General features: G+C 45.1%; 26 protein-coding genes. 20 read left to right on the top strand and 6 right to left on the bottom strand.

Annotation, left to right across the window (positions count from 1 at the left end; all coding sequences use genetic code 11):
* Window positions 1-91: 91 nt before the first annotated feature.
* Window positions 92-2,587 carry an AsmA family protein gene (locus HRR27_RS05270; protein ID WP_173271562.1) on the top strand — a complete coding sequence of 832 codons (2,496 nt, stop codon included), beginning with the start codon at window positions 92-94 and terminating at the stop codon, window positions 2,585-2,587.
* Window positions 2,588-2,736: 149 nt separating this feature from the next.
* Here the strand turns inward: HRR27_RS05270 and ilvA are convergent, their stop codons facing one another.
* Entirely contained in the window at window positions 2,737-4,266 is a 1,530-nt protein-coding gene (gene ilvA / locus HRR27_RS05265) for a threonine ammonia-lyase, biosynthetic (protein ID WP_173271560.1), read from the bottom strand.
* Window positions 4,267-4,691: 425 nt separating this feature from the next.
* Here ilvA and HRR27_RS05260 point away from each other — a divergent pair, with 425 nt between their 5' ends.
* The 8 genes from HRR27_RS05260 (at window position 4,692) to HRR27_RS05225 (ending at window position 10,571) form a co-directional block, all read left to right on the top strand.
* The gene (locus HRR27_RS05260) at window positions 4,692-5,294 is read left to right on the top strand and encodes an SCO family protein (RefSeq protein WP_173271558.1); all 603 of its coding nucleotides are present in this window, start codon (window positions 4,692-4,694) and stop codon (window positions 5,292-5,294) included.
* A 23-nt stretch (window positions 5,295-5,317) separates the two neighbouring features.
* A complete protein-coding gene (locus HRR27_RS05255) occupies window positions 5,318-5,827 on the top strand; it encodes a copper chaperone PCu(A)C (RefSeq protein ID WP_173271556.1) in 510 nt (169 codons plus the stop codon).
* A 160-nt stretch (window positions 5,828-5,987) separates the two neighbouring features.
* Window positions 5,988-6,488: a hypothetical protein gene (locus HRR27_RS05250; protein ID WP_173271554.1), complete on the top strand. Its 501-nt coding sequence runs from the start codon at window positions 5,988-5,990 to the stop codon at window positions 6,486-6,488.
* Between the two features lie 181 nt (window positions 6,489-6,669).
* Window positions 6,670-7,335: a ribose-5-phosphate isomerase RpiA gene (gene rpiA, locus HRR27_RS05245; protein WP_173271552.1), complete on the top strand. Its 666-nt coding sequence runs from the start codon at window positions 6,670-6,672 to the stop codon at window positions 7,333-7,335.
* Between the two features lie 37 nt (window positions 7,336-7,372).
* On the top strand, window positions 7,373-7,876 hold the full coding sequence (locus tag HRR27_RS05240; protein ID WP_173271550.1) for a TlpA family protein disulfide reductase: 504 nt from the start codon (window positions 7,373-7,375) through the stop codon (window positions 7,874-7,876).
* A 78-nt stretch (window positions 7,877-7,954) separates the two neighbouring features.
* A complete protein-coding gene (gene thiE, locus HRR27_RS05235; RefSeq protein WP_173271548.1) occupies window positions 7,955-8,596 on the top strand; it encodes a thiamine phosphate synthase in 642 nt (213 codons plus the stop codon).
* 135 nt (window positions 8,597-8,731) lie between these two features.
* On the top strand, window positions 8,732-10,012 hold the full coding sequence (gene hemL / locus HRR27_RS05230) for a glutamate-1-semialdehyde 2,1-aminomutase (protein ID WP_173271546.1): 1,281 nt from the start codon (window positions 8,732-8,734) through the stop codon (window positions 10,010-10,012).
* Between the two features lie 346 nt (window positions 10,013-10,358).
* A complete protein-coding gene (locus HRR27_RS05225; RefSeq protein ID WP_173271544.1) occupies window positions 10,359-10,571 on the top strand; it encodes a cold-shock protein in 213 nt (70 codons plus the stop codon).
* A 137-nt stretch (window positions 10,572-10,708) separates the two neighbouring features.
* Here the strand turns inward: HRR27_RS05225 and hrpB are convergent, their stop codons facing one another.
* Window positions 10,709-13,153 carry an ATP-dependent helicase HrpB gene (hrpB, locus tag HRR27_RS05220; protein ID WP_243830921.1) on the bottom strand — a complete coding sequence of 815 codons (2,445 nt, stop codon included), beginning with the start codon at window positions 13,151-13,153 and terminating at the stop codon, window positions 10,709-10,711.
* Here hrpB and HRR27_RS12845 point away from each other — a divergent pair.
* The 4 genes from HRR27_RS12845 to HRR27_RS05205 all read left to right on the top strand — a co-directional run bounded on the left by HRR27_RS12845 (window position 13,105) and on the right by HRR27_RS05205 (window position 15,336).
* Window positions 13,105-13,260 carry a hypothetical protein gene (locus HRR27_RS12845; RefSeq protein ID WP_243830923.1) on the top strand — a complete coding sequence of 52 codons (156 nt, stop codon included), beginning with the start codon at window positions 13,105-13,107 and terminating at the stop codon, window positions 13,258-13,260. The two genes, hrpB and HRR27_RS12845, sit on opposite strands and share 49 nt — an antisense overlap.
* Window positions 13,261-13,594: 334 nt before the next feature.
* Window positions 13,595-14,488 carry a DUF6502 family protein gene (locus tag HRR27_RS05215; RefSeq protein ID WP_173271540.1) on the top strand — a complete coding sequence of 298 codons (894 nt, stop codon included), beginning with the start codon at window positions 13,595-13,597 and terminating at the stop codon, window positions 14,486-14,488.
* Between the two features lie 4 nt (window positions 14,489-14,492).
* Window positions 14,493-15,017, top strand: a complete 525-nt coding sequence (locus HRR27_RS05210) for an elongation factor P hydroxylase (protein ID WP_173271537.1) — start codon at window positions 14,493-14,495, stop codon at window positions 15,015-15,017.
* A 76-nt stretch (window positions 15,018-15,093) separates the two neighbouring features.
* Complete coding sequence (locus HRR27_RS05205) at window positions 15,094-15,336, top strand: hypothetical protein (protein ID WP_173271535.1); 243 nt, start codon at window positions 15,094-15,096, stop codon at window positions 15,334-15,336.
* Window positions 15,337-15,347: 11 nt separating this feature from the next.
* On the opposite strand, the gene tnpC is transcribed toward HRR27_RS05205, so the two are convergent.
* Genes tnpC through HRR27_RS05190 form a run of 3 tightly spaced genes read right to left on the bottom strand, consistent with a single transcriptional unit; the run spans window position 15,348 to window position 17,616 of the window.
* A complete protein-coding gene (tnpC, locus tag HRR27_RS05200) occupies window positions 15,348-16,922 on the bottom strand; it encodes an IS66 family transposase (protein WP_173269854.1) in 1,575 nt (524 codons plus the stop codon).
* Window positions 16,923-16,939: 17 nt separating this feature from the next.
* Window positions 16,940-17,269 (bottom strand): IS66 family insertion sequence element accessory protein TnpB, encoded by a 330-nt coding sequence (gene tnpB, locus HRR27_RS05195; protein ID WP_173269097.1) that lies wholly within the window; start codon window positions 17,267-17,269, stop codon window positions 16,940-16,942.
* Window positions 17,266-17,616, bottom strand: a complete 351-nt coding sequence (locus HRR27_RS05190) for a transposase (RefSeq protein ID WP_173269095.1) — start codon at window positions 17,614-17,616, stop codon at window positions 17,266-17,268. The genes tnpB and HRR27_RS05190 overlap by 4 nt, the downstream gene beginning before the upstream one ends.
* Window positions 17,617-17,666: 50 nt before the next feature.
* Here HRR27_RS05190 and HRR27_RS05185 point away from each other — a divergent pair, with 50 nt between their 5' ends.
* Window positions 17,667-17,855 (top strand): hypothetical protein, encoded by a 189-nt coding sequence (locus tag HRR27_RS05185; protein WP_173271533.1) that lies wholly within the window; start codon window positions 17,667-17,669, stop codon window positions 17,853-17,855.
* A 178-nt stretch (window positions 17,856-18,033) separates the two neighbouring features.
* Here the strand turns inward: HRR27_RS05185 and mpl are convergent, their stop codons facing one another.
* The gene (gene mpl, locus HRR27_RS05180) at window positions 18,034-19,395 is read right to left on the bottom strand and encodes a UDP-N-acetylmuramate:L-alanyl-gamma-D-glutamyl-meso-diaminopimelate ligase (protein WP_173271531.1); all 1,362 of its coding nucleotides are present in this window, start codon (window positions 19,393-19,395) and stop codon (window positions 18,034-18,036) included.
* A 141-nt stretch (window positions 19,396-19,536) separates the two neighbouring features.
* Between mpl and HRR27_RS05175 the strand changes: the two genes are divergently transcribed.
* From HRR27_RS05175 to HRR27_RS05150, 6 genes are all read left to right on the top strand, one after another.
* Window positions 19,537-20,742: a ribonuclease D gene (locus tag HRR27_RS05175; protein WP_173271530.1), complete on the top strand. Its 1,206-nt coding sequence runs from the start codon at window positions 19,537-19,539 to the stop codon at window positions 20,740-20,742.
* Window positions 20,743-20,865: 123 nt separating this feature from the next.
* Window positions 20,866-22,149, top strand: a complete 1,284-nt coding sequence (locus HRR27_RS05170; protein ID WP_173271528.1) for a 6-phosphofructokinase — start codon at window positions 20,866-20,868, stop codon at window positions 22,147-22,149.
* A gap of 89 nt (window positions 22,150-22,238) precedes the next feature.
* Window positions 22,239-22,523, top strand: coding sequence for a low-complexity protein (locus HRR27_RS05165; protein ID WP_173271526.1), 285 nt, complete (start codon window positions 22,239-22,241; stop codon window positions 22,521-22,523).
* Window positions 22,524-22,840: 317 nt separating this feature from the next.
* Window positions 22,841-23,401 carry a sigma-70 family RNA polymerase sigma factor gene (locus HRR27_RS05160; protein WP_173271524.1) on the top strand — a complete coding sequence of 187 codons (561 nt, stop codon included), beginning with the start codon at window positions 22,841-22,843 and terminating at the stop codon, window positions 23,399-23,401.
* Window positions 23,398-24,159 (top strand): anti-sigma factor, encoded by a 762-nt coding sequence (locus HRR27_RS05155; RefSeq protein WP_173271522.1) that lies wholly within the window; start codon window positions 23,398-23,400, stop codon window positions 24,157-24,159. The genes HRR27_RS05160 and HRR27_RS05155 overlap by 4 nt, the downstream gene beginning before the upstream one ends.
* A 162-nt stretch (window positions 24,160-24,321) precedes the next feature.
* On the top strand, window positions 24,322-24,828 hold the full coding sequence (locus HRR27_RS05150; RefSeq protein WP_173271520.1) for a cytochrome P460 family protein: 507 nt from the start codon (window positions 24,322-24,324) through the stop codon (window positions 24,826-24,828).
* Window positions 24,829-25,291 lie beyond the last annotated feature (463 nt).

Raw genomic sequence — 25,291 nt, 5'->3', positions numbered from 1 at the left:
TTCATCCAGTGCTGTTTTATACTATGGAATCACTTGATTTGTAATCTATCAAATTCTTGATTCGCCCTTAAACACCTTGGAGTTGGAAATCATGCCAATGCTAAAACTGTTGCTCAAAATAGCGCTTGGAGCCATCCTCACGCTGGTTATCGCCATAGGCGCACTCTTTGCCTTTGTTGACCCAAACGATTATCGCCAAGACATTACCGACATCGTTCAAAAACAAACTGGACGCGACTTACAAATCGGAAATATGAGTCTTTCGATCTGGCCACGGATTGCGATTAACCTAGAACAAGCCAGCCTATCAAATGCACCAGGATTTAGTACGGACAAAATGCTGCAAGCTAATGTCATCCGCGTTGGTGCTGCAATTTTGCCACTACTCCAACAACGTCTGGAAATTGACCAATTAACCTTAGATGGCGTGCAAATCAGTCTACAAAAAGATGCCGAAGGGAAAACCAATTGGGACGATTTAGTCGGCACAGAGAAAGCCGAAGAAACAGAACAAAAGGCAACAACGTCCGAGAACCCTCTTAACAAACTGGCCGCACTCAGTTTTGGTGGACTGAACATCCAAAACGCACAAGTACATTGGCAAGATGCCAGTAGCGGTCAAGACATTAAATTAAGTGAGCTCAGCGTGACCACTGGAACCGTTGCTTTTGGAGCGTTTTTTCCGATTAACCTACAAGCGATCACGCAATTAAATACACCGCAATTAACCACCAAAATCGCCTTAGAAATCGACGCTAAAATCGACAAAAGCGGCGCCTATACATTGCGAAATCTCGTCATCAACAATCAAACCGACAGCAGTGCACTTCCAGTAAGCAAAGTGATCGCAAAACTATCGGTTCCAACCATTGATTTGAATTTAACCGCCAACCAAATTGCTTTACCTGAATTAACCCTAGACTTAGAAAACAGTGGCGCAAAAACCCTTCCATTAGCCACCATCAACAATCAAATCAAATTACAGAATCTGTCTTTCGACCTAGCCCAGATGCAATTGCAAATAAGCCAGATTGAACTGGCGACACAAGCGCAAGGACAAGCTGATTTTGCGATTGCGGACTTGAACAACACACTGCAACTCAGTAATTTTTCATTTGCAGTACCAACTCAACATCTTCAAACCCAAATGACTTCAAACACCAGTGCCAAAGGACCTGCACTGCCTGCCGGCCTGCAAAATTCCAAATTGAATGCACAACTTGATGTTGATTTAAGTAAACAAACGCTTAACGTGCAAAATCTTGATTTATCTGCCTTAAACATGCAAATAAAAGGAAGTGTCAAAGGCTCACAGATTATCGACGCGCCGCAAATACACACCGAACTCGCTTTAGCGCAATTCGACTTAAAACAACTACTCGGTACGCTTGGCATCGACTTGCCACCGATGACAGATGCCAATCGCTTCCAAAAAGTTGCTGCCGATTTAGCGCTGGATTTCAATGGCAAAAACGAATCACTGGCGGTCACCTTAAAACAGTTCACTTTGGATGAGAGCATTTTAAAAGGAAGCGCTTCGGTAGCGAATTTTGCCAAACCGACAATTCGCTATGATTTAGCTTTGGATAAAATGAATGCCAATCTCTATCTACCACCCAAAAGCGAGCCTGCGGCTGAAGAGCCAAAATCCGATGAAGAATTAGTGATTGAATTGCCAAACGAGCTGATTCGTTCCCTAAACATCAACGGCACGCTTAAAGTCGGCGACTTGATCATCGATAAACTAAATCCGAAGAATATTCTAATCACACTGCAAGCGAACAACGGTGTCGTGAAGGTCGAGCCTTTAAAAGCGGATCTTTTCAAAACCACAATTAACGCCCAAGCCGGTTTAGATGTCACTGGCGACACGCCGAAATACAGCGTGCAGACCCAAGCACCTAAAGTTCCGGTTGGCGATGTATTACTGGCTTTCACTGGCGATGATAAACTCAGCGGCCTTGGTAGCGTCAATCTAGATATCACCACCAGCGGAAAAACCATCAAACAATTTATGGCCAACCTAAACGGCCGTACCGAGATGGATTTGACCGATGGCGCAGTCAAAGGGTTTAACCTCGCACAAGCCATTCGGGATGCCCAAGCAAAACTAAAAGGCGAGGCAATTCCCAAAGATGCAGCCCCGAAACAGACCGATTTCAGTTCACTGATTGCCAAAGCCAATATCGTTAATGGCTTGGTCACCACTGAAAAACTGCAAGCGCTCGCGCCCTATATGCGCATTGAAGGTGAAGGCACGATTACCTTGCCAAAAGAGTCATTGAATTATTTAGTCAATGCTAAAATCGTGAACACTGAAAAAGGTCAAGGTGGAAAATCCTTAGACGATTTATCCGGCTTAACAGTACCGGTGCGCTTAAAAGGCAGTTGGCTCGACCCAGACATTTCACTGGATTTAAAATCACTTTTTGAAGCCAAAGCAAAAGCCGAGCTAGACAAGAAAAAAGCGGAGTTAAAAGCAAAGGCGGAAGAAAAAGTTGAAGCCAAAAAACAGGAAGTCATTGAAAATGCAAAAGAAAAAGTACAAGACAAACTCAAAGACGCCCTAAAAGGCTTTGGCTTCTAACGCTAGGTTAGCATTGCGCCAATAAAAAAGCCGCCGCTAAACATTTTTAGCGGCGGCTTTTTATTTTATTTATTTTAATTACGCTGAGTACCGTCTTGAAAAGCGACAAACCGTAAAGGAGAGATCGAATAAACTATTCGCTCCTTCTACTAGGGATTTAACGGCTGTAAAAACAGCTTGTAACCGGTGTTATGGGTTTCGTTCTCATAAGGGTAACCCAAGCATTTTAGATAAACTTCAAAATCGCGCTGCTGATGATCCGGCACTTGTACCCCAACCAAAACTCGTCCGTAAGCGGCACCATGATTGCGATAATGGAACAGACTAATATTCCACTCCTCGCTCATCTGCGTTAAGAAATTTAATAAAGCGCCTGGGCGTTCGGGAAATTCAAAACGATATAAGAGCTCGTTTTGCAAGCCGCTTGCATGACCACCTACCATATGACGCAAATGCAGCTTTGCCATTTCGTTATCGGTCATATCTTGCACAGCATAAGCATTTTGCTTTAAGGTCTGAATAATCACATCGCGTTCTGGCAATCCGCCTTCCGTCCGAACCCCTACAAACACCACCGCTTGCTTGGCATCAGAATAACGATAGTTAAATTCCGTAATCGAACGACGCCCGCCAAGAATCTCACAAAATTGCTTAAAACTGCCGGGCCGTTCATCAATCGTCACCGCAAAAATCGCTTCTCGCTTTTCACCCAACTCGGTACGTTCAGAAATATGCCGCAAGCGGTCAAAATTCATATTGGCGCCCGAAACGATACAACACAACGATTTGCCACTAAACTGATATTTTTCAACATAGCGTTTCATACCCGCCACCGCTAGGGCTCCAGCGGGTTCCGCAATCGCGCGCGTGTCACCAAAAATGTCTTTTACCGCAGCACAAATTTCATCGGTAGTCACCGTAACCATTTCATCGACACACGTTTTAGCAATTTCAAACGGCAACGCTCCCGCTTGAGCGACAGCAACGCCATCGGCAAACAAGCCGACCTGCCCTAAAACCACTCGTTCCTGCGCTTTCAAAGCTTCAGTCATACAGGCAGCATCCTCTGGCTCAACCCCGACAACTCGGGTTTGCGGCCAAACCTGCTTGATCACCGCAGCGATACCAGCAATCAATCCGCCACCGCCAACAGGAACAAACACCACGTCTAAAGGTTTGGGATGCTGTCGCAAAATTTCCAAGGCTAATGTCCCCTGCCCAGCAATCACATCAATATCATCGTAAGGATGAATAAAGGTTAAGCCGCGCTCTTGCATCAACTCCTTGGCGTAGGCTGAGGCTTCATCAAACGAATCGCCATGCAAAACCACTTTACCACCAAGCCGCTCTACCGCTTTGTACTTAATAGGTGGCGTGGTGTTTGGCATAACAATGGTCGCAAACACCCCTAACTTAGCGGCGGCTAGCGCAACGCCTTGTGCATGATTACCGGCAGAGGCGGCAATCACCCCTTTGGCTTTTTGCTGTTCACTCAACTGCATCATGCGGTTGTAGGCGCCACGTAACTTGAAAGAAAATACTGGCTGCAGGTCTTCGCGTTTTAACCATACGTGATTGTGAAAACGTTTACTCAACAGAGCCGCTAAATCCAATGGAGTCTCTTGGGCTACATCATAAACCGGTGCCGTCAGCACGCGTCGTAATATCTGTTCAGGCATCAAAATCCAACTAAATTAATGCATCACCCGGCCAGTAAAGCCAAAAAACTTTACCAAAGCATACAAAACGCCCGCCAAAATGAGTCACATGAGTTCACGAATACTTTAGCGCGTAGTATAGCATTCATGCTTTACCCTGAATAATTATCAACCAGGCCACGCTTTAAGGAGAAACAGAAACAGAATCAGTTCCAATTGATTTCTGCGCGGGATTGCAATGAGCAAAATGGGCTTAACCGTATTGGCCCATTGAGCGGCAATCTGTTCAACTTAAATGAGCTGTTGCGCATCGCTCCGGTAAAGGCAAAAGTCACTTTGTATAAAGACTTTGATTGCCAAAAACGCTTAATATAATGCCCACTTAACCTACTAACGAACTTCTTAGTTTGTTTCAAACTAAAACACAATTAACTTTGAAAGCGATTATGAATAATAAATTTACATTTGGCATTATTTTCATTGGGGCGCTTATCGGTTTAGTGATGGTGTTTGCGCCACTACAAACCACGCATCTAGGCAACGCACAACTGATTACCGCAGAGAAACCTAAAGGCGGCGACTTTACCTTAACCGCAGTGGATGGCGAACACAGCCTATCGGACTACAAAGGCAAGCTGGTGTTGCTGTATTTTGGTTACACTTTTTGCCCAGACATCTGCCCAACCAATCTTGGTAATTTGTCAGTCGCCTATCGTAATCTCAGTGCCGAACAGAAAGATAAACTACAAATTTTATTTGTCTCCGTTGACCCAGAACGCGATACTCCACAACGTCTAAAGCAATATGCAGACTATTTTGAAGCCAGTATTGTCGGACTCACCGGCACGCCGCAAACACTGATGGAAATTGCTCGCCGCTACGGCGTCGTCTATGCCCGCGTTGACGATCCAAATAACGGCACTAACTACGCAGTTGACCACAGCGCATTCACCTATGTTGTCGACCAAAATGGCTTACTACAACAGCAACTGCCGCACGCCACAACACCGGAACAATTTATTAAAATCATTAATCAATATCTTCGCTGAACCCCATCAAAAAGGAACTTCTGATGAAAAAAACGCTTAGCACCCTGACCCTTGGACTGATCTGCTCATTAACCAGTCTGCACGCTTGGGCAGCACAAGCTGATCATATTAAGGTCGAAAACCCTTTTGCGCGTGAAGTCCCGCCGACAGCACCGGCTTCCGCCAGTTTTATGACGTTAACCAATGACTCGGCACAAGAAATTAAATTGGTGCAAGCCTATTCTGATGTTGCTAAAACCATCGAATTACACACCCATACCAATGATGACGGCGTAATGCGAATGCGTAAAATCGATGCAATCACCATTCCCGCGAACACAACCGTTGAACTCAAACCGGGTGGACTGCACATTATGCTCATCGGCCCATTCAACCCGATCAAAGTCGGCCAAACCGTAGAAGTCAATCTCGAATTTGTCGATGGTAGTCGCAAAATGGTCACGATGCCGGTTAAATCATTTATGGCAATGCAACCGATGCAAGGCGGCCACAAATGCGGTAATGGTAAATGCGGCAGCGGGATGGGACACTAAGGGCGCTGCATAAGATATCACTCGCCTTTAAAAATAAGACTTTACTGATATCTTAACCCTCTTTAAAATCAATTTCCTGCAAAATTCATTGATAAACTGCACTGAAAAATCCAGTTAATTTGCCGGCAAACCGTTTTGCCATATAAAAAGGAACAATATCATGCAAAAACATATTTTTTCCGCTGGGATAATGACCTCGGTACTCTTTAGTAGCTTGGCCTTTGCCATGCCACAAAATATGCCCAATCCAACCGCCGAGCAGATGCTAAATCGTGACAGCGAGCTTTCCAAAATAGGCACACTTGACCTGTGCGTTGCTTACAGTGAACTTGAAGATGAAACCCAAAAAAAGGCTTATGTTCAAGAGCTAGATATTCGCGGCCAACTCAGCACCAAAGACCATGAAAATATCCATAAAAAAATCGCGGTAAACTCGATGACCATGTGCGGTATGTACATGGCGCTAGGCAAACCCCTTGCGGAGCAGTCGCGTCAAATTCGTCCAATGACCTTTAAAACCGTGCACGTCTACACAGATCATTACTACGTCACTCAATCCGGTATGATTGTTGCCACCTACGAACGTAAAGAAGGCACCATGCCTCCTGCGCTCGTACCTGAAGCACCGGAAGTTGAACCACCGCCAACTTTACGCAAGTAATAAACTGCACTTTTGCAGTGAGCAGATAAAACTAGCCTTTAAGTATTTTCTGCAAAGTTGACTGTCGCCAAATGGGATATAAATTTCTTTGCAGTCCTATGTAAAGCGATTAGAATAGTGAGTTAACTTAAAAAAAACACAATAAAATCAGACCTTATTTTTAGACGAAGGATTCTCAAAGATGACACAAGATGAACTAAAGTTAGAAGTGGCTAAGGCCGCAATCGAATATGTTGTACCAGACACCATCATTGGTGTTGGCACAGGTTCTACCGCAAACTTCTTTATTGATGAATTAGCCAAGATTAAAGGCAAAATCAAAGGGGCGGTTGCGTCATCTGAAGCAACTGCAGAACGTCTCAAAGGTCACGGCATTCCTGTTTTCGATTTAAACAGTGTAGACGAAATGTCAGTGTATATCGATGGTGCGGATGAAGCCGATGCTGGCTTACACCTTGTCAAAGGCGGCGGTGGCGCACTGACACGCGAAAAAATCGTGCTCGCGGTAGCCGACAAATTCATCTGCATTGCTGATGACTCGAAAAAAGTTTCCGTTTTAGGTAAATTCCCGCTGCCAATCGAGGTCATCCCAATGGCGCGCAGCTACGTTGCACGTGAAATTGTTAAACGTTTTGGCGGAGAGCCGGTTTTACGTGACGGATTCATTACTGATAACGGTAACGTCATTTTAGATGTGCACGGTCTAAAAATTGTTGACCCAGTCGCCCTAGAAAACGAACTGAACAGCATTGTTGGCGTCGTCACCAACGGTCTATTTGCGGCTCGCAAAGCGGATGTATTCCTTTGCGGCACCAAAAACGGCGTTGAAACCCTAACAGCTGAATAATCCTCAGTTTGCAGCTCAAACACCTTAGGAGAAAATCATGCAAAACATTGGTGGTAAACTGTTTGGAGCAGTGGTCCTTCTACTGCTGGCAGCGCTTATTTATGCGACGGTGTTTTCCGATGGTTTGGGTTCGGCACCTCAAGTAAATGTCACCACCTCAAGTGGACAAGAAATCAGTTTGAACAAACCGATGAAACCGGTTTTAGTCAATTTCTGGGCCACTTCTTGTCCAGGGTGCATTGCTGAAATGCCGGATTTAGCGGAAATGAAACAAGAACTGGGCGATCGTTTTGAAATCGTAGCCGTGTCTATGGACTATGATCCTCAAGAGCAGGTTGAAAAGTTTATTGCCGCTAACCCTTATCCATTTACTTTTGTCATGGACAAAGACGGCAAAATTGCCAAGGCTTTCGGCGATGTCTTATTGACGCCGACCAGCTTCTTAATTGCGCCAAACGGCAAAATTGTGTATCAGCAAATTGGCGAAGTGCATTTCGCACAAGTCACCGAGCGAATCAAACAAATGAGTCCACAGTTTTAATTTTTTTAGAACTGCGCAAACCCAAAGCCACGACATCTCTACGTGGCTTTTTTATTTATCACAATAAACGCAAGACTTATGAACCACAGCAAAATTAACGGACTTTACGTCATCACCGACCCTTGGCTCTGTCCGAACGAGACAATTATAGACAAAGTCGCTGCAGCCATAGCCGGCGGCGCAAAAATTATTCAATACCGCGACAAAACACAAAGCATGGCGGTGCAAAAAAAAATCGCCAGTCAACTTTCACAAGTGTGCCATCAACAGGGTGCCCTATTCATTGTCAACGACTCGCTTGAACTCGCGCAATATAGCCAAGCGGACGGTATTCATTTAGGCAAAAACGACAGCAACCTCTCTAAAGCACGCGCTTGCCTAGGTAAAGAAGCGATTATTGGCATTTCCTGTTACGACTCCATCGAGCGCGCACTGGAAATGCAAAAACTTGGCGCAGACTATGTGGCTTTTGGCCGTTTTTTTGCCTCACAAACCAAACCCGATGCTCCGCAGGCCAGCTTAAGAACCTTACAAAACAGCCAACGTCACTTGCAAATTCCAGTTGTCGCTATCGGCGGCATTACCCCACAAAATGGCGCACAGTTGGTTTCGGCCGGTGCCAATTCACTGGCGGTGATTCACGCAGTATTTGGTCAAGCAAATATCCAAGAATCTGCGCAAGCCCTTAGCGATTTGTTTCACGCCAACAAATCGCTATAATGCCCAGCAACATTGAAAAACCACGATGCCGAGCGCGGCATAACAACGCGCTTTTGGTCTAATATCGTCGGCAAACGTAAACCCAAAACCACACCAAGCCAAAGTGCCCCGTGGTTTATATAGCAAGGATTTTTCATGAGCAAATCGCAAATGCTGTTTGAAGCAGCTCAAAAACACATTCCTGGTGGCGTCAACTCTCCAGTACGTGCCTTTAAAAGTGTTGGCGGAACGCCGGTTTTCTTCAAGGCTGCCAAAGGCGCTTACCTAACCGATGAAGATGACAAACAATACATCGACTATGTTGGCTCTTGGGGACCAGCGATTCTTGGACACGCGCACCCTGAAGTGATTAAAACGGTACAAGAAAAAGCCGAATTTGGCTTAAGTTTTGGTGCACCGACCGCAATTGAAACCACCATGGCGGACAAAATTTGCGAAATTATTCCATCCATTGAAATGGTGCGTATGGTCAGTTCAGGAACCGAAGCCACCATGACCGCAATTCGCTTAGCGCGCGGCTATACTGGACGCGACAAAATTGTTAAATTCGAGGGCTGCTACCACGGCCACTCAGATTCTTTATTGGTTAAAGCTGGCTCTGGTGCGCTCACCTTAGGCGTACCATCCTCTCCAGGCGTTCCCGCCGCGTTGGCATCCGAAACCATTACGCTAACCCATAACGACGCCGATGAAGTACGTCGTGTTTTTGCTGAGATTGGCGAACAAGTGGCCTGCATTATCGTTGAACCGGTTGCCGGAAACATGAACTGCATTCCGCCAGAAGAAGGTTTCTTGCAAACATTGCGCGAAGTCTGCGATGAATCTGGCGCCGTCCTGATTTTTGACGAAGTTATGTGCGGTTTCCGCGTCGGTCTACAAGGCGCACAAGGGTATTATGGCGTCCAACCGGATTTAACCACTTATGGCAAAGTCATTGGTGGCGGCATGCCGGTTGGTGCCTTTGGTGGTAAGAAAGAGATTATGTCTCATATTGCACCACTCGGACCGGTTTACCAAGCCGGTACGCTTTCTGGCAATCCAATCGCAATGGCTGCGGGATTGAAAACGCTAGAATTAATTTCTGCAGAAGACTTCTTTGAAACCCTAACCGCAAAAACCACCAAACTGCTAATTGGACTGCAACAAGCTGCTGATGACGCTGGAATCCCATTTACCACCAACCAAGTTGGCGGAATGTTTGGCTACTTCTTTAGCGAACAAAAAAATATTTCACGTTTTGCGCAGGTCTGCCAAGGTGATATGGAACGCTTCAAAAAGTTCTACCACGGCATGCTAAACGAAGGTGTTTATCTAGCACCTTCAGCGTTTGAAGCCGGATTTGTCTCCATTATGCACAGCGATACTGACATTGAACAAACCATCAACGCGGCAGCCAAAGTGATGAAAACGCTTTAAGCGGATTTTTTACATACCTAAATTGTCGTCATTAACAAAGGTCAAGCGCATCTCGCACTTGGCCTTTTTGCTATAACGCCCATCTTAAAAAACGTTTTTTTGGATAATTTTCTGTTTTTTTAAAAAAAATCGTTTTTTAGCGGGTTTTTCTGATTTTCTGCTGGCTTTTTATCCTAAAAAAGCCTAATCTAAGAGCTCTCGAAAAATCTAGGCTTTAACTTCTGCATTGCGAAGTAATAATTTTTAAAATCTTATTATCCCGTCCTGTTGTATGTAAATCCGTTCGATGTTTTCCAGCCATCCCAATAAGGGATTAAGTAGTAAAGTTGTACCAAGGAAATTAATAATGTCTAACACTGTTAAAGGAACCGTTAAGTGGTTCGATGAAACAAAAGGTTTCGGATTTATCAAGCAAGAGTCAGGACCTGATGTCTTCGCACATTTTAGTGCCATCAACAGCCCAAATTTCAAAACGCTTGAAGAAAACCAACAGGTTGAGTTTGAAATCAAACAAGGACCTAAAGGCCCACAAGCAGAAAACATCACTGTTATCTCTTAAGCGCTTTTAAAAGATGTCGGCTATCTTAGATAGTCGGCATTTTTCGCGCATTACCTAACATTCTTTGCTGTAACACTTCCCTCTTTCTTGTCAAAAATTTTGTATCACCAAACCAATTCGTATCTTAACTTTTTAATCTACACGGGTTTCTTTCGTTGTATTGATTCGCCCGCTTTTTCAAGCAGCGGTTCATCTGGCCAACGGTGTTTCGGATAACGTCCGCGCATCTCTTTTGCCACTTCAAAATACGATGTCCTCCAAAAATTCGCTAAATCCGCCGTAGTCTGTATGGGTCTTTGTGCTGGAGATAAAAGTTCAAAGGTTAAACTGACCTGACCTTGCGCTAAGATCGGTGACGACAATTCACCAAAAACTTGCTGAAGAGGTAGGCTAACTTTTGCTTGTCGTCCAGAGTATTCAATCAAAAATTCACGTCCCGTTGGCGCAACATAACGTAAAGGGGCTTCCTTTTCCAGGCGTTGCATATCGGCATAACCCAACAAACTTTGAAAAATTTGCTGCCAATTAAGCTGATTTAACTCAGCTAACGAGGTCATATTCAAAGTATAAGGCTCTAACCAATCAAGCTTTGCTTGCAAAGCAGTTTCATTTAAGACAGCCAAAGATTCAAAGCCGGCAAATTGCGCCAGCCATTGCGCACGAGTTAATAAAAGCTTAGTCGATTTTGGCCAAACCCACTGCGACCAATCTTGCTGCAATGAACCCAGTAAACATTGCTGAACAAGCTCTTGTGGCAAACTCTTTAAAGGGTGCGAATCAATTTTGAGCTTACCAATCCAGGTCTCCCGCATTCCGATTACACGCTGTTTGCTGCGTTCAAATGTCACAACATCCTGTTTACGCAAAGGCAGTTTATCCACAACATCTAACCAATTCAACGCCGCCGCTACATGAATCTGGGCATTCTGCTGGCCACTCTGAGTTTGCGCATCGACCTCAATAGCCACCAGCCATTGCGTTTGCAAAGCGTCATTTAATGGTAATTGCGCCCCACGACCGTTACTTAATTTATAACTGCCATTTAAATTGCGCTGTTTTCCGATTCGATCCGGATAAGTGAGCGCCAACAACAGACCCAACTTCGCCACATCAGATTCGCCGTTGCGTTTCAGCGACAAGTCAAAGCGGCGATAAAGTTTATCTCGTGACCTTTTAAAGCCATGCCAACGCGCCCGATGCACTCGTTTCAACACGCTCGAATCTTGTAACGCTTGCCAGAGCGTATACAGACGCAAAGTGATGTCCGCGCTGGCCACTTGCTGTGGATTGAGAAGAATCTCTCCCTCTTGTAACAATGCGACCAAATCGCACGCCAACTCCAGCGCCTGATACTGAGCGCCAAGTTGCAACAACTTAGCAAAACGAGGTTCTGGATGTAAGCTCATCGCCTGCTCACCCAAAGCACTGAGACGTTGTTGCCCAGTTAAAAAACCCAACTCGTTCAACAACGTCTCGGCTGTGCTAAGATGCGCAGGAGGTGGCGGCGTTAACCACGCCAACTCATCGGCAGAATTTACCCCCCATTGCGCAATTTCCATACGTAAATTAACCAAGTCAACGCGACACATTTCCGGCGCATCATAGGCCAATAAACCTTGCTGCTGCGTCTCGCTCCATAAACGATAGCAGTGTCCGGCCTGTACTCGTCCAGCACGCCCCATCCGCTGTGTTGCTGACGCTTGACTGATTCTTTGTAACTGCAAACGACTCATCGCAACATTGGGATCGTAATTTAACTGTTTCTGCAAGCCACTATCAATCACGGCGGTAATCCCCGGCAAAGTGATTGAGGTCTCTGCTAAATTAGTACTAAAAATCACTTTGCGCTGAGCACTCGGCTGAAACACCGCATCTTGCTCTTTTGGCGGCAAGCTTCCATACAAAGGTAACGCCAGCACTTTCGCCGTTTCACAAAGCGGCGCGCAGAGTTGCATAGCCTGATGAATTTCACCTTGTCCGGCAAAAAACAGTAGGATATCGCCACTGGACTCTTGTAGCGCCAGACTAAGTACTTTTTTGAGTTGAGGAAACTGCCAAAGCGGTGTTTGAGAAGGTGCAGGATGGTAAGAAACCGTCACTGGAAAACCGCGTCCTGCACAAAAAATCAGCTGCGACGCCGGTAGAAAATTTTGTATTTCTGTCGCATCCAAAGTCGCCGACATAATCAGACAACGCAAATCATCACGGAGCCCTTGCTGAATGTCCAATAGCAACGCCAACCCCAAATCTGCCTGCAAATTACGTTCATGAAATTCATCAAAGATCACCAGACCAACGCCCTGCAGTTCTGGATCCTGCTGTATCATTCGAGTTAACACACCCTCTGTAATAATCTGCAGACGCGTTTCTGGCCCCAGACAATTTTCATGCCGCACTCGATAACCAACACGCGCCCCGACTTTTTCACCCAACTGCTGCGCCAAAAACTCCGCTAATCGCTTTGCGGCTAAACGCCGAGGCTCTAACATCAAAATAATCTGGCCTTGCAAAATCTGACTTTGCAAGAGTGCTAATGGCACAACGCTCGACTTCCCTGCCCCCGGCTCAGCTTGCAAAACCACTTGCAGCGAATATTCAACCGCATGAAGCAATCTATCAAGAACAGAATGAATCGGCAGCGATTGGGCAAAAGCAGGAACGGGAAGATGAATGGATGACACTGGCTTAACACTTTTATGAAAAGTACCAATTTTACCGCTTTTAAGCGACTCTTTTGCAGAATGCAGCCATCTTAAAATCGTTAGACCGAGATTAGGAAACCTCTACATCAATACCTTGAGAGAACATTTTGACTTATTCTGTATCGCCCAAGAGTGCCTATTGGTTGTTTAACGACATGTTTACTGAACAATATCGGTGTAATAATTACCACTAATTAACCTATCCATTTAATTTTAGCTTTGCGTCTTAATCCAAAGTTAAAATCCTGTAAAATAGTGAGATATTTTTTTACATATCGCTCTCTAAAACTCTCAAAACTTGGTTAATTCTGCAGTAAAAATATGACTGAAACGCTTGTAAATCCTATTATCTCTAGCGCTTTTAAACGCGCCTTAAAGAAGATTTTAAAACCCTTAATCAAGTTATTGCTGCGCAAAGGCATTACCTATATCTCTTTATTGGAAGCACTCAAACAAATTTATATTGAAGTGGCTGAAGAGTCTTTTAAACTGGATAACAAACGTTTAACCGATAGCCGTATCAGTTTACTCACTGGAATTCACCGTAAAGAAGTTAAGCGCTTACGTGAAAATCTACAGGATGAAATCAGTGAACCGGAAATCAAAGCTGGGATTAGTGCGGCGATTATCGCCCTATGGCAAGGTTCCGCAGACTACACGGATAAACAACAAAAACCCCTAGCACTACCAAGAAACGGGGATGCACCGTCATTTGAAAGCTTGGTATACAGTATTTCTAAAGACAAACATTTTCGTTCGGTGCTCGACGATTGGTTGCATCAAGGAATTGTGCGCCTTGATAACAAAAACAACGTTTGTCTCAGTGCAGAGAGTTTTGTCCCTGATGAAAATGAAGATGAAAAAATGTTTTTTGCTGGACGCAATATTCATTACCATCTTGAAGTCATTAATCATAACTTACAACCACGCGGCTTTATGGAGATGGAAAATCTTGACCCACAATCAGCCGCCAAAATTGCGCCAATGTTTGACCGCTCAGTTTACTACAAACATCTTAGTGACAAATCCGTGCATATTCTTGAACAAAAGGCCAAAGAGAACGCACTTAATTCACTTTTAGAAATTAATCAGCTAGCCAGTCAGTTACAACAAAAAGACCAGCACAGTGAACGCGCCAACTCAGCGATTCATTTCGGTAGCTACATTTTCCGCAAACTGAATACGGACAGCAAAGAAGAGAGTGTAAAGAAGTAACGCCGTGCATCAAACAGAAACCCTCATTGAGCTGTTTAACCAGACTTTTATCCCACACTTTAATACCGAATTAGTCTGCTGCCAGCCCGAACCGATTTATTTGCCAGCAGACCAGAAGTACCCACGGCATCGAATTATTTTTGCAAACGGCTTTTTTGCTTCTGCTTTGCATGAAATTGCGCACTGGAGCTTAGCTGGACCGCAGCGTCGTTTACTGGAAGACTACGGCTACTGGTATGAACCCGATGGGCGCTCCGCTGAGCGCCAACTGGAATTTGAGAAAGTCGAAGTCAAACCCCAAGCTTTAGAATGGATTTTTTCACAGAGCGCCGGTTTCATTTTTCAATTTAGCGCGGATAATCTTGCCGCCGGAAACCAAGCTTCACCGAACTTTCAAAATGCCGTCCTTCAACAAGTGCAGCAATACCTAAACTGCGGTTTACCAGAGCGCGCAGCCATCTGGCAAAACGTCTTACAACAGCATTTTCGCCCCACAAATCTCCTTAATTTGGAAGAGTTTACTCTTTAATAACCGATATTAGCGCTGTAAACTAAAATTCTTTAACGGCTCATTCAAGGATGAATTTTGAGACAAGGAGTGGATTATGCTCTGCTATCAAAATCACCATGCCGACGCGCGTCTTATTAAACAAAGCCAATCACCAGAGACTCAACATACAACCCGTTCCATTTTAAATACAATCCGATTCTATCGCTATTTCTTGTTATTCTTAGCCGGATTTTTAAGCAGTCCACTGCAAGCCACACCAGTCAACATTAACTTGGCAACCTCATATGAAATAGCGGAATCCTTGCATTTACCGCAAAAAGTGGCCGAACGTGTGTAAGCGTCCGGCAATCACCGGTTGCTAGGTTGCCAATTGTGCGGTAGGAGTTGGTCGATTTGACTGGCTTTATGGGTGGGCAAGCGTTCAAGCACGTCTTTGAGATAGGCGTAAGGATCCAGGCCGTTATTCTTGGCCGATTGAATCAAGCTCATAATATTCGCCGCACGTTGACCACTGCGCAGACTGCCGGCAAACAGCCAATTCTTGCGACCTAACGCCCAAGGTCGGATTTGATTTTCCACCCAGTTATTATCGATGGGCAGGCGGCCATCTCCGAGGTATCGGCTTAAGGCATCCCAACGTTTCAGGCTATAGTGAATCACTTTTTCCGTTGCCCCACCTTTGGGCACTTTTTCTCGATGGACCTGCAGCCATTTGAGCAGCAAGTCCATAATCGGTTTGGATTTTTGCTGCCGAATGGTCTGTCGTTCCTCTGGGGCTAAGGGTTGAATCTCTTTTTCAATCGCGTAAAGTTGCCCCATTAGTTCAATGGCTTGAATGGCAATCGTGCTTTTGCCGCTTTCATGCAGTTCCACGAACTTACGACGGGCATGCGCCATGCAACCGACTTCGGTCACGCCTTGTTTAAAACTGGCTTTGTACCCAGGATAGTCATCACACACCAACAATCCTTTCCAATCCTGTAGCACCTCTCGTGCAAACTTGCCGTTTCGTCCTTCACTAAAGTGGTAATACACCGCCTTATGTTGTGCATTGGCTGGATTGGTGTAGGCCCACAGATAGGCTTTATGGGTTTTCTTATTCCCCGGCTTGAGCATGGGCACTGGGGTTTCATCGGCGTGCAAGACCGGTTGCGTCAGCAAAAAGTCTTTGAGTGCTTGAGCCACCGGTTCAAGTTGAACACCACAGACGCCGACCCATTCGGCTAAAGTGGAACTGGGTAATTTAACACCGGCCCGTTCAAAGATCTGAGCTTGACGATACAGCGGTAAGTGATCAGCGTATTTGGCGATGAGCAGATGTGCGAGTAACCCAGAGGTTGGCAGACCTTTGTCAATGATTTGTGGGGGCATCGGTTTTTGAATCAGAGTTTCACAGGCATCGCACGCCCATTTGGAGCGAATATGACGTTCCACTTGAAACGTCCCGGGCAGATAATCCAGCTTCTCACTGACGTCTTCACCAATATGGCGTAATTGACAGCCACATGAACAGGTGGTGGATTCGGGATCATGACGGATGTCAAGACGAGGTAGGTTTTCGGGTAGCGGCTGACGCTTAGGTTTTTTCTTTGGTTGCGCTGTGTCGGTTTTGTCTCTAAGCGCATCCAGTTCCGATTCAATCGCCGCAATGTCGGCATCGGTCACTTCATCCAACAGTGTCATCTGTAAGGCGCTGATCTGTTCACTTTTGTGTGAGAATTTTAAACGTCTGAGATAGGCTAACTCATAGGTGAGTTGATCGATTTTTAGGGTCTTGTGCTGAATCTCTTTGGCATTGGCCGCAATGCGTTGGTCTTTTTCTTGAAGACGAGCTTCTTGAGTCTCGACCTGAATGAATAACTGCGCCGCCAGTGTTCGTAACTGGTCGGCAGAGAGTTGATGGAGGTTTGGCATTGTTTTCATGCCGCGGATTATAAAGACTAACTCAGTGATAAGGAAGTCTCGAGCCGTTGCCAAGGCAAGCCTTGCACCAGAGCCAGACATTGTTCAGGTGAGAGTGTCACGGAATCGCCGCGCCACAGCTCAGCCCAATGGAATTTACCTTGATTCAAACGTCGAGCACACAGCCAGATGCCTAAGCCATCGTGGATCAGTATCTTCATTCGATTGCCACGCTTATTGGCAAACAGATACGCATGATGGGGCTTGGCCTCACCAAACACGGCAATGACACGAGCTAATGCGGTATCGGGTCCTGCACGCATATCCATGGGTTCAGTCGCCAGCCAATAATGATCAATGCGAATCATGACTGCACCGACTTGACAAAGGCGCTTAATTTGGCCAATTCTGTGACAGGCCAGTGCACAGCAATCTTGCCTTGAGGTGCAGGCAGTTCGACCAAGAGCGTTTGAGGCGATGACGGCGGCAGATCGTTCAAGACCAGCGGAATAAATGCCGCTTGGGAAGCATGGCGTTTTTTAAGCTGACGCTTCCAGTTCTGTATTTGATTGGCATTGATGCCGTAGTCTCGAGCCACTTGTGCAATCGAGGTGTTAGGGTCCTCGCAAGCGGTCAAAACCTGCTGTTTGAATTCCCGTGAGTAGCGACGGCGAATCTTTTTGACTGTGGGAAGCGTTGATAGTGTGTCTGTCATAATAAGTGCCCATTTAAAATACGTGGGCACCTAATTATTCACAGATAAGTGTGGTTGGTAAGAGGTGTTTACCGGACGGTTACGAACGTGTTTCCATCCACTGCCAATACTATACTTGCCGTAAAGCAAGGGATTTATTAGCGGTACGCGGAATTGACGAAACAACGTTACAAGCGATTGAGAAAGATTTGATTTACAGCATTATGGAGATGGGAAGTGGCTATTCTGACGATTGCTAAAGAGGCACAAAATACGTCTAAACAGCTTTGGCTACACAACAATCTCGCTGAGCATTCGTGGCAAGTTCAGAATTTTTTCTGTATCTCTAACCATCGCATTAGCCTTTTGGCGGACGAATCAACCACCAAATACCGAAGGCTAAGATAATCACGAATCCCACTTCCAGAAGCGCCAAACTCAAGATGGCATAGACTCTTGTAATGCGTGCAACAATCGCTGATGAATCGCACCGAAAGCACCATTGCTCATCACCACCACTCGGTCGTTTGGCTGCAAATATGCCAGTAATTGTGCTAATAAAGCATCATAAGTCTCCGCAACGCTAACTGTTTGACTGAACGCCTGAATCGGTAATTGCCACTGCCATTGCGGATCAATAAAAGCAAATACTGCGTCAGCATCACGGAATGCTGCAGGTAAGGTTTTAGCGTGAATGCCCATGCGCATGGTATTAGAGCGTGGCTCAAATACGGCGATTAATCGTCCGACAGCACTGCTTGAATTTTTCGCTCCTGCTAAGGTGGTGGCAATGGCGGTTGGATGATGTGCAAAATCATCATAAATTTGAATGCCGCTCACCTCACCGATGAGCGTCATGCGACGACGAATCCCCAAAAAACGGTTGAGCGCATCCACCGCCAATTTTGGCGGTACCCCACAATGCACTGCGGCAGCAATCGCACTGAGTGCATTACGAACATTATGCAGGCCACTCATTCGCCATGTGACTCGGCCAATCTCTTCACCCTGAAACTGGACGGTAAACTGCGACGCATCCGGCGTTTGACACTGATACTGCCAAACACCCTGTTGGCCTTGTGTCTGAATGGGCGTCCAAGCCCCCATTGCGATCACTTCTTGTAAATTTTGATCATCCTCGGGCATCACCAACAAGCCATTCTGCGGGACCGTCCGCACCAAATGATGAAACTGTTTTTGAATCTCTTGTACTGAAGAAAAAATATCCGCATGGTCAAATTCAAGATTATTTAACACGCAAGTACGTGGATGGTAATGCACAAATTTGGAGCGCTTATCAAAAAATGCCGTATCGTATTCATCCGCTTCGACCACAAAAAATGGCGCGGCACCTAAGCGCGCTGAAACGCCAAAATTCTCTGGCACTCCGCCAATCAAAAAACCCGGTTGCAACCCAACATCTTCCAAAATCCACGCTACCATTGAACTGGTCGATGTTTTTCCGTGTGTACCTGCAACCGCAATCACCCAACGATCCGCGAGAATATTTTCCGCCAACCATTGTGGTCCCGACTGATATTTTTGTTGTGCATTTAAGGTCGCTTCAACGGCTTTATGCCCCCGACTCTTGGCATTCCCAATCACGACGCAATCCGGTTCTTCGGCAAGAAAAGTACAGTCTTCATCCTGCACAACTGCAATCCCAGCTTGCTCTAATTGTGTGCTCATCGGAGGGTAAATCGCCTTATCTGAACCAGTGACCGAATCGCCCTTTTCTTTGGCTAATTGTGCTATACCGCCCATGAAAGTGCCCGCAATACCAAGAATATGAATTTTCACCCACGGATTCCTTAACGTCTTAAAAAACCCCTATTGTACGCAAAGTAATGCCAATGCCTAGTCACTTTAATTTGCTCCTTGGACCACATCTGGCTAAACTTCACGATTATCCTTTTATGTAGCCAAAGCAAAGTCACCGCCATGCCAATCGATTCAAAACAGCGCACTTATCAGTACATCGACCAACCTCATAAGTTGGCAACACTCTGTCACGACTTGCTTTGCCAAGAAGTTGAATGGTTTGCGATTGATACCGAGTTTGTCCGTGTCGACACCTATTTTCCAGAACTCAGCTTGGTACAACTGGCTACTGAAGACAAAGCGTTTTATCTGATCGACCCTTTGGCCATTAAAGAAAGTGCGCCCACGGCGGGCAGCACAAACCCACTGCAACCATTGATTGATTTGCTAGCCAATCCGGCGATTTGCAAGGTATTTCATTCTGCACGACAAGACATCGAAGTGCTTTTTCAGTTGCAAAATGTCATGCTGCAAAACATCTTTGACACCCAATTTGCCGCTCTATTTTTAGGGTATGGAGATATGGCTGGTTTTGCTCGTGTCATTGAAGGGCAGCTAGGCATTCGCCTAGAAAAAAGCCAAACACGCACCAACTGGCACGCACGCCCATTAAGCCTTGAGCAGATTGACTATGCTTTGGACGATGTGGATTACCTTGTCGATTTATATCAAGTCTGTATCGAAAAACTGCATTTACCACAATTAAACGCCTTGCAGGAAGATAACGAATCTTTGCTACAAGCCGAACTCTATTGCACCGAACCGCAAAATGCGTGGTTAAAACTTAAAGGCCTCAATCGCCTAAAACCAAAACAATTGGCTATAGTCCAACAATTAGCGCAGTGGCGTGAAAATTATGCAATCGCCAATAACTTACCTAAAAAGTGGAGTCTTAGCGACGAAGTTATTCTCGATATCGCCAAGCGTCCACCGCAAACCGTGCAAGCACTCTATAAAGTTCCAAACATCAAGGCATCCAGCGTGCGCGAATTTGGTGATTGCTGGATAGCGCTTATCGACCAAGTTTTTGCCATGCCGATGGATACTTATCCACAGTTACCTATTGCAATCACGGCCCCCACACCAGAAGAGGAATCACTGCTATTAATCGCTCAAGCAATTTGTCAGCAGAAAGCACGTGAGTATCACTTACAAATCAATCATCTCGCCAATAAAGACGATTTATTAATACTCATTCGCCAGCCATTGCAATCTAACTTAATCGGTTGGCGCCAACTCATTCTTGGCCAGCCGCTTCAAGCTTGGCTTAAGGGCAATAGCGCAGTGCAATACACGCAAGGCAAACTTAGTTTTTATTCAATTTAAGAAGGCTCAACATAATCACCCAATTGCTTAAACGGTAAAATTCCTTAAAGAGCTTTGCGGTTTTTCTGAATAATCCTTTAGAATAGCGGCATATTACATTTTGCTAATTTGGAGTTCCTTTTTATGTCGCAAGCCGCACAAGCGAACAATGTGCTATATGCCCAAGCCGGTGGCGTAACCGCCGTGATTAACGCATCGGCTGCGGCCGTCATTGAAACGGTTCAGCAAAATTCGCATGTCTTTGGAAAAATCTACGCAGCGATTAACGGCATAAAAGGAGTGCTCGAAGAAGATTTAGTCGATTTATCCGAAATCGATAACGCACTCATCGAACAACTAAAATACCAGCCTGGTGCCGCCTTCAAGGCGTGCCGTTTCGACTTGGATCCTCTGGAACATAATCCTGCGCAGTACGAACGAGTGCTAGCCGTGTTTAAAGCCTATCAAATCGGCTATTTTTTTTATAACGGCGGTAACGGCTCAATGGTGACTGCGCAAAAAGTTTCCGATTATTGTCGTGCTCGTGGCCACCAAGTTATCTGTGTTGGCGTCGCCAAAACCATTGATAACGACATCGCCTTGTCACATTGCAGCCCTGGATTTGGCAGTGCAGTAAAATATTTGGCGACCAGTTTTATCGAAGCGACCATCGATATTCGCTCGATGCACGAAACCTCAACTAAATTTTTTGTTATGGAAGCAATGGGACGAAATGCTGGCTGGCTAAGTTTGGCCGCAGGACTGGTTAAACAAATTGTGCCAGACGCTCCTTTACTGCTTTTACCAGCAGAAACGCCTTTTAATCGAGATGCTTTTTTGCAACGCCTGAGCGACTTAGTTGAACAGTATGGTTACTGCGTTTGTATGGTATCTGAAGGTTTGCAAAATGAAAACGGCGATTATCTCAATATCACTGCAATTGAACATACAGTAGAACAAGATTACACCCAACTGGGGGGGGTTGGCGAAATCATCGCTAAAATAGCCGCTGACCACCTCAACTGCAAAACCCACTGCGCCATCCCCGATTATTTGCAACGCTCAGCCAGCCACTGCGTCTCGCAGACGGATTGGGAGATGGCTTATGGCGCAGGTAAAGCGTCTGTCATGGCCGCACTACGCGGTGAACATGGCACTTTGCCAGTGGTTATCAAAACATCTGATACCCCTTTTGCTTGGGATTTCCAGACAGTTAATTTACAAGAGGTCGCCAATTTAGAATTACGCGTCCCAGACGAATTTATCTGTTGCAACGGTATGGACATCAGCCAAGCAGGTATCGACTACCTTTTACCCTTGGTGCAAGGTGAACGTAGTTCGCCTTTTGTCAATGGCTTGCCAGCGATAACACCAATTAACTTTCAGCTCACGGAACGCGTTCTACCAAAATATATTGCATTCAAATAATTTTTTTGCATCCAAAATAATTTGCGCTAACGTATTGCCTTGGAATAACCGAACTTATCGGCTTATCCTCAAAATTTCTGGAGAAAATTATGTTGAAATTAAAATCTTTATTTATTGCCCTAGCAACCAGCGCACTAATGCTTTCTGGTACAGCAATGGCAGATGCGAACCCATTCCAAATGCTAAACGGTTCACAAACGCTTTTGGTTGCTGACGGACATGGCAATAAATGTGGTGGCGAAAAGAAATGTGGTACTGAAGCCAAGTGCGGTGCTGAGAAAAAATGTGGTACTGAAGCGAAATGCGGCGCTGAAAAAAAATGCGGTACTGAAGCCAAGTGTGGTGCTGAGAAGAAATGTGGTTCTGCAAAATAAGTTGATGTAGCTGGCTTAATTTAAGCCATTATCCAACGAATTTAGGCGCGGCAACTTTTCATTCCCGCGCCTTTTCATTTACAGCTACGCCATCCTCTAAATAATACGTAATCGTCATGACATCCAAATCTACTTCTCAAACGTATTTATAATGTTAAGCTTAGAGTCCTTAAAAGTATCCGATGTTTTAGTCAATTCGGATAAACGATAACGGTGCGTTTTTTGTTAAGTTTATGGTTGATTCACTCAACCGACAGAACCACGCCGTCAAAACGACTTACACGCCAAATCGGCGCGATGCAAATGCAAGAGGCGCAATGCTTAACGAAATCGAAATACAAACTCTACTGATTGAATGCGGCAAGCAAAAACAGACCGCATTTGCAAAGCTCTACCGAAGCGCATCGCCAAGACTTTACGGCGCAGCGAGACGCTTACTGCAAAACAGTGACTTGGCCGATGAAGCCTTACAAGAGGCCTTTGTGCATATATGGTACAAAGCAGCCGAATACGATCCAGAAAAAGGCAGTGCTTTTGCATGGATGGCGACCATTGTTCGCTACCGCGCACTGGACATTATCCGTCGTGAAAAGTCACAGCAAAATCGCAGTGATGCCATGGCAACCGAACAAGATATTTTGCAGCAAGGCGATGAACAATTGTTATATGACCATAATGCCGATGAAGACCAGCAGTTGCAGTTACTACAAGAGTGCTTGCAAGGGCTTGATATTAACCAACGCAACTCGGTGCTAATGTCCTATTACTATGGCTATTCACATAGCGAGATGGTAGACAGATTGAAACGACCGCTTGGCACCATAAAATCCTGGATCCGGCGTGGCATGGAAAGTGTCAGGGAGTGTATGCAGCAATGAAATTAGACGATCAAAACTTACAACAACGCCTGGCCAATGATTATATCATGGGGCTAATGAATAGCCGCGCACGTAAAAATTTTGAAAAGCGGATGAGTCGCGATGCAAGCTTACGCACCTTAGTACAAAAAACCGAAGGGCTTTGGAATCGCTTAAGTTTAACGGCACCGGAACAACAGCCGCCGCTAAAAGTGTGGGTCAATATTTCACAGCGTATCTTACAAGACTCGCCATCAAATATTACGCAGCTAAGAAAAAACTTCCGCTCGGTTAAAGCCCCTACCCCATCCAACCGTTGGCTAAAAACATGGGCGACTGCTGCGAGCATTTCGACCATCGGTTTAGCGATTTTTGCTAGCGTTAACTTAGCCCCGACCACCAGTAAACAGTCACAGCAATTTGTGCAAAATGAGACGCCACAATTACTGACCGTCCTGATTAATACACAACAACAAGCTGGTTGGCTAATGCGCTATGAAGCGCAAAATAAACGTCTACATGTACAAACTTTACAAGCGGAGCCATTGGACAGTCGACGCACCTATGAGCTCTGGATTATTGCTGATGGCCTTAATCAACCCGAATCCCTTGGCTTAATGCCAGAAGTCGGCGAATACAACTTACCGTTAAACGAACAACAAATCGCCTTACTCGGCAAAGTGCAAAAATTTGCAGTCAGTGTCGAACCGGCAGGCGGTTCACCAACTGGGCAACCAACCTCGTCACCGGTTTACCTTGGCGAGATCAGCAAAATTTAGCGAACACTCTATCCACAAACCGTATCCATTCGAATACGGTTTTTTTATTTTTTAAATTTTATTGCATCTAATCACATCTTGTTTACGTATCCGATTTGAAGATACCTTGAAATGTCACAGTATTTTCATGCTCTTATATAAAAATCGAGGAGAGTTAATCCGATGAAACAGTCAATTTTTAAATTTAAAGCCCTAGCTCTATCTGCCGTGTTCGCAGGCATCGCATTCAGTGGCGCCGTTCAAGCCAATGGTGCAAAAGATGGCACTATGTCAATGCCAGACTATAAGCAATGGGATACGTTTTTAAGCGGTATCGAAAAGAAATCTGGACACATTCGTGATATTTACATTAATGATATCGGTGCGAAAGCGCAAAAAGGTCAACCGTTTGCTAACGGCACAGTCACGGTAATGGAAATCTACGGTGCTTCCGGAACAGCTGGCTCTATGACCAAAGGCGAACTACAAAAAGTCTTTGTGATGTATAAAAATGCCGGTAATGGTAAACATGCACCTGCTGGATTACAAACTGGCGACTGGACCTACAGCGCTTTTGATGGCAAAGGCAATAAACTAGACACCGGATATGACGGTTGCCGTAGCTGCCATTTGCCACTTACCACCGCCGACTATATTTTCCATTATGATAAATATTTCGCAAATCGTTAAGCGTTTACCGCAAAAGAGCCAAAAATAGAAACCACCATTTAGCCATTTCAAGGGTAAATGGTGGTTTTTTACACACATAGCTATCAGTTAGATTCCTCCCCACAGTTCATAATTTATACAACCTTCATCCCTTATCACTCAAAACAAATTGCTTTACCTGCTCAAACAAGCAACCGCAACAGATAAACATACTAACAAAGAGTAAAATTTAACCACGCTCCGTAAAATAGTCTTCAAATTCAACTTTACACAATATGAAAAAGTACGCATACTATATTTAATCAATCTAGCACGTATTTTTACCAACCAAAATCTTCAATAGAAGGAATTTGATTATGTTTTCTAAATGTTCAATTCACGGATGCGTTCTTCTTATACTCACCACGGGTCTATTGGCAATTTGGTTTAATATTTTCTTCCAACTTGATAACAGTGTTATCCAACTGCAACAACTTAGTATTTA

Source organism: Thiosulfatimonas sediminis (assembly GCF_011398355.1).
GTDB classification, from domain to species: domain Bacteria; phylum Pseudomonadota; class Gammaproteobacteria; order Thiomicrospirales; family Thiomicrospiraceae; genus Thiomicrorhabdus; species Thiomicrorhabdus sediminis_A.
This window is presented reverse-complemented; position numbering and strand designations above follow the sequence as displayed.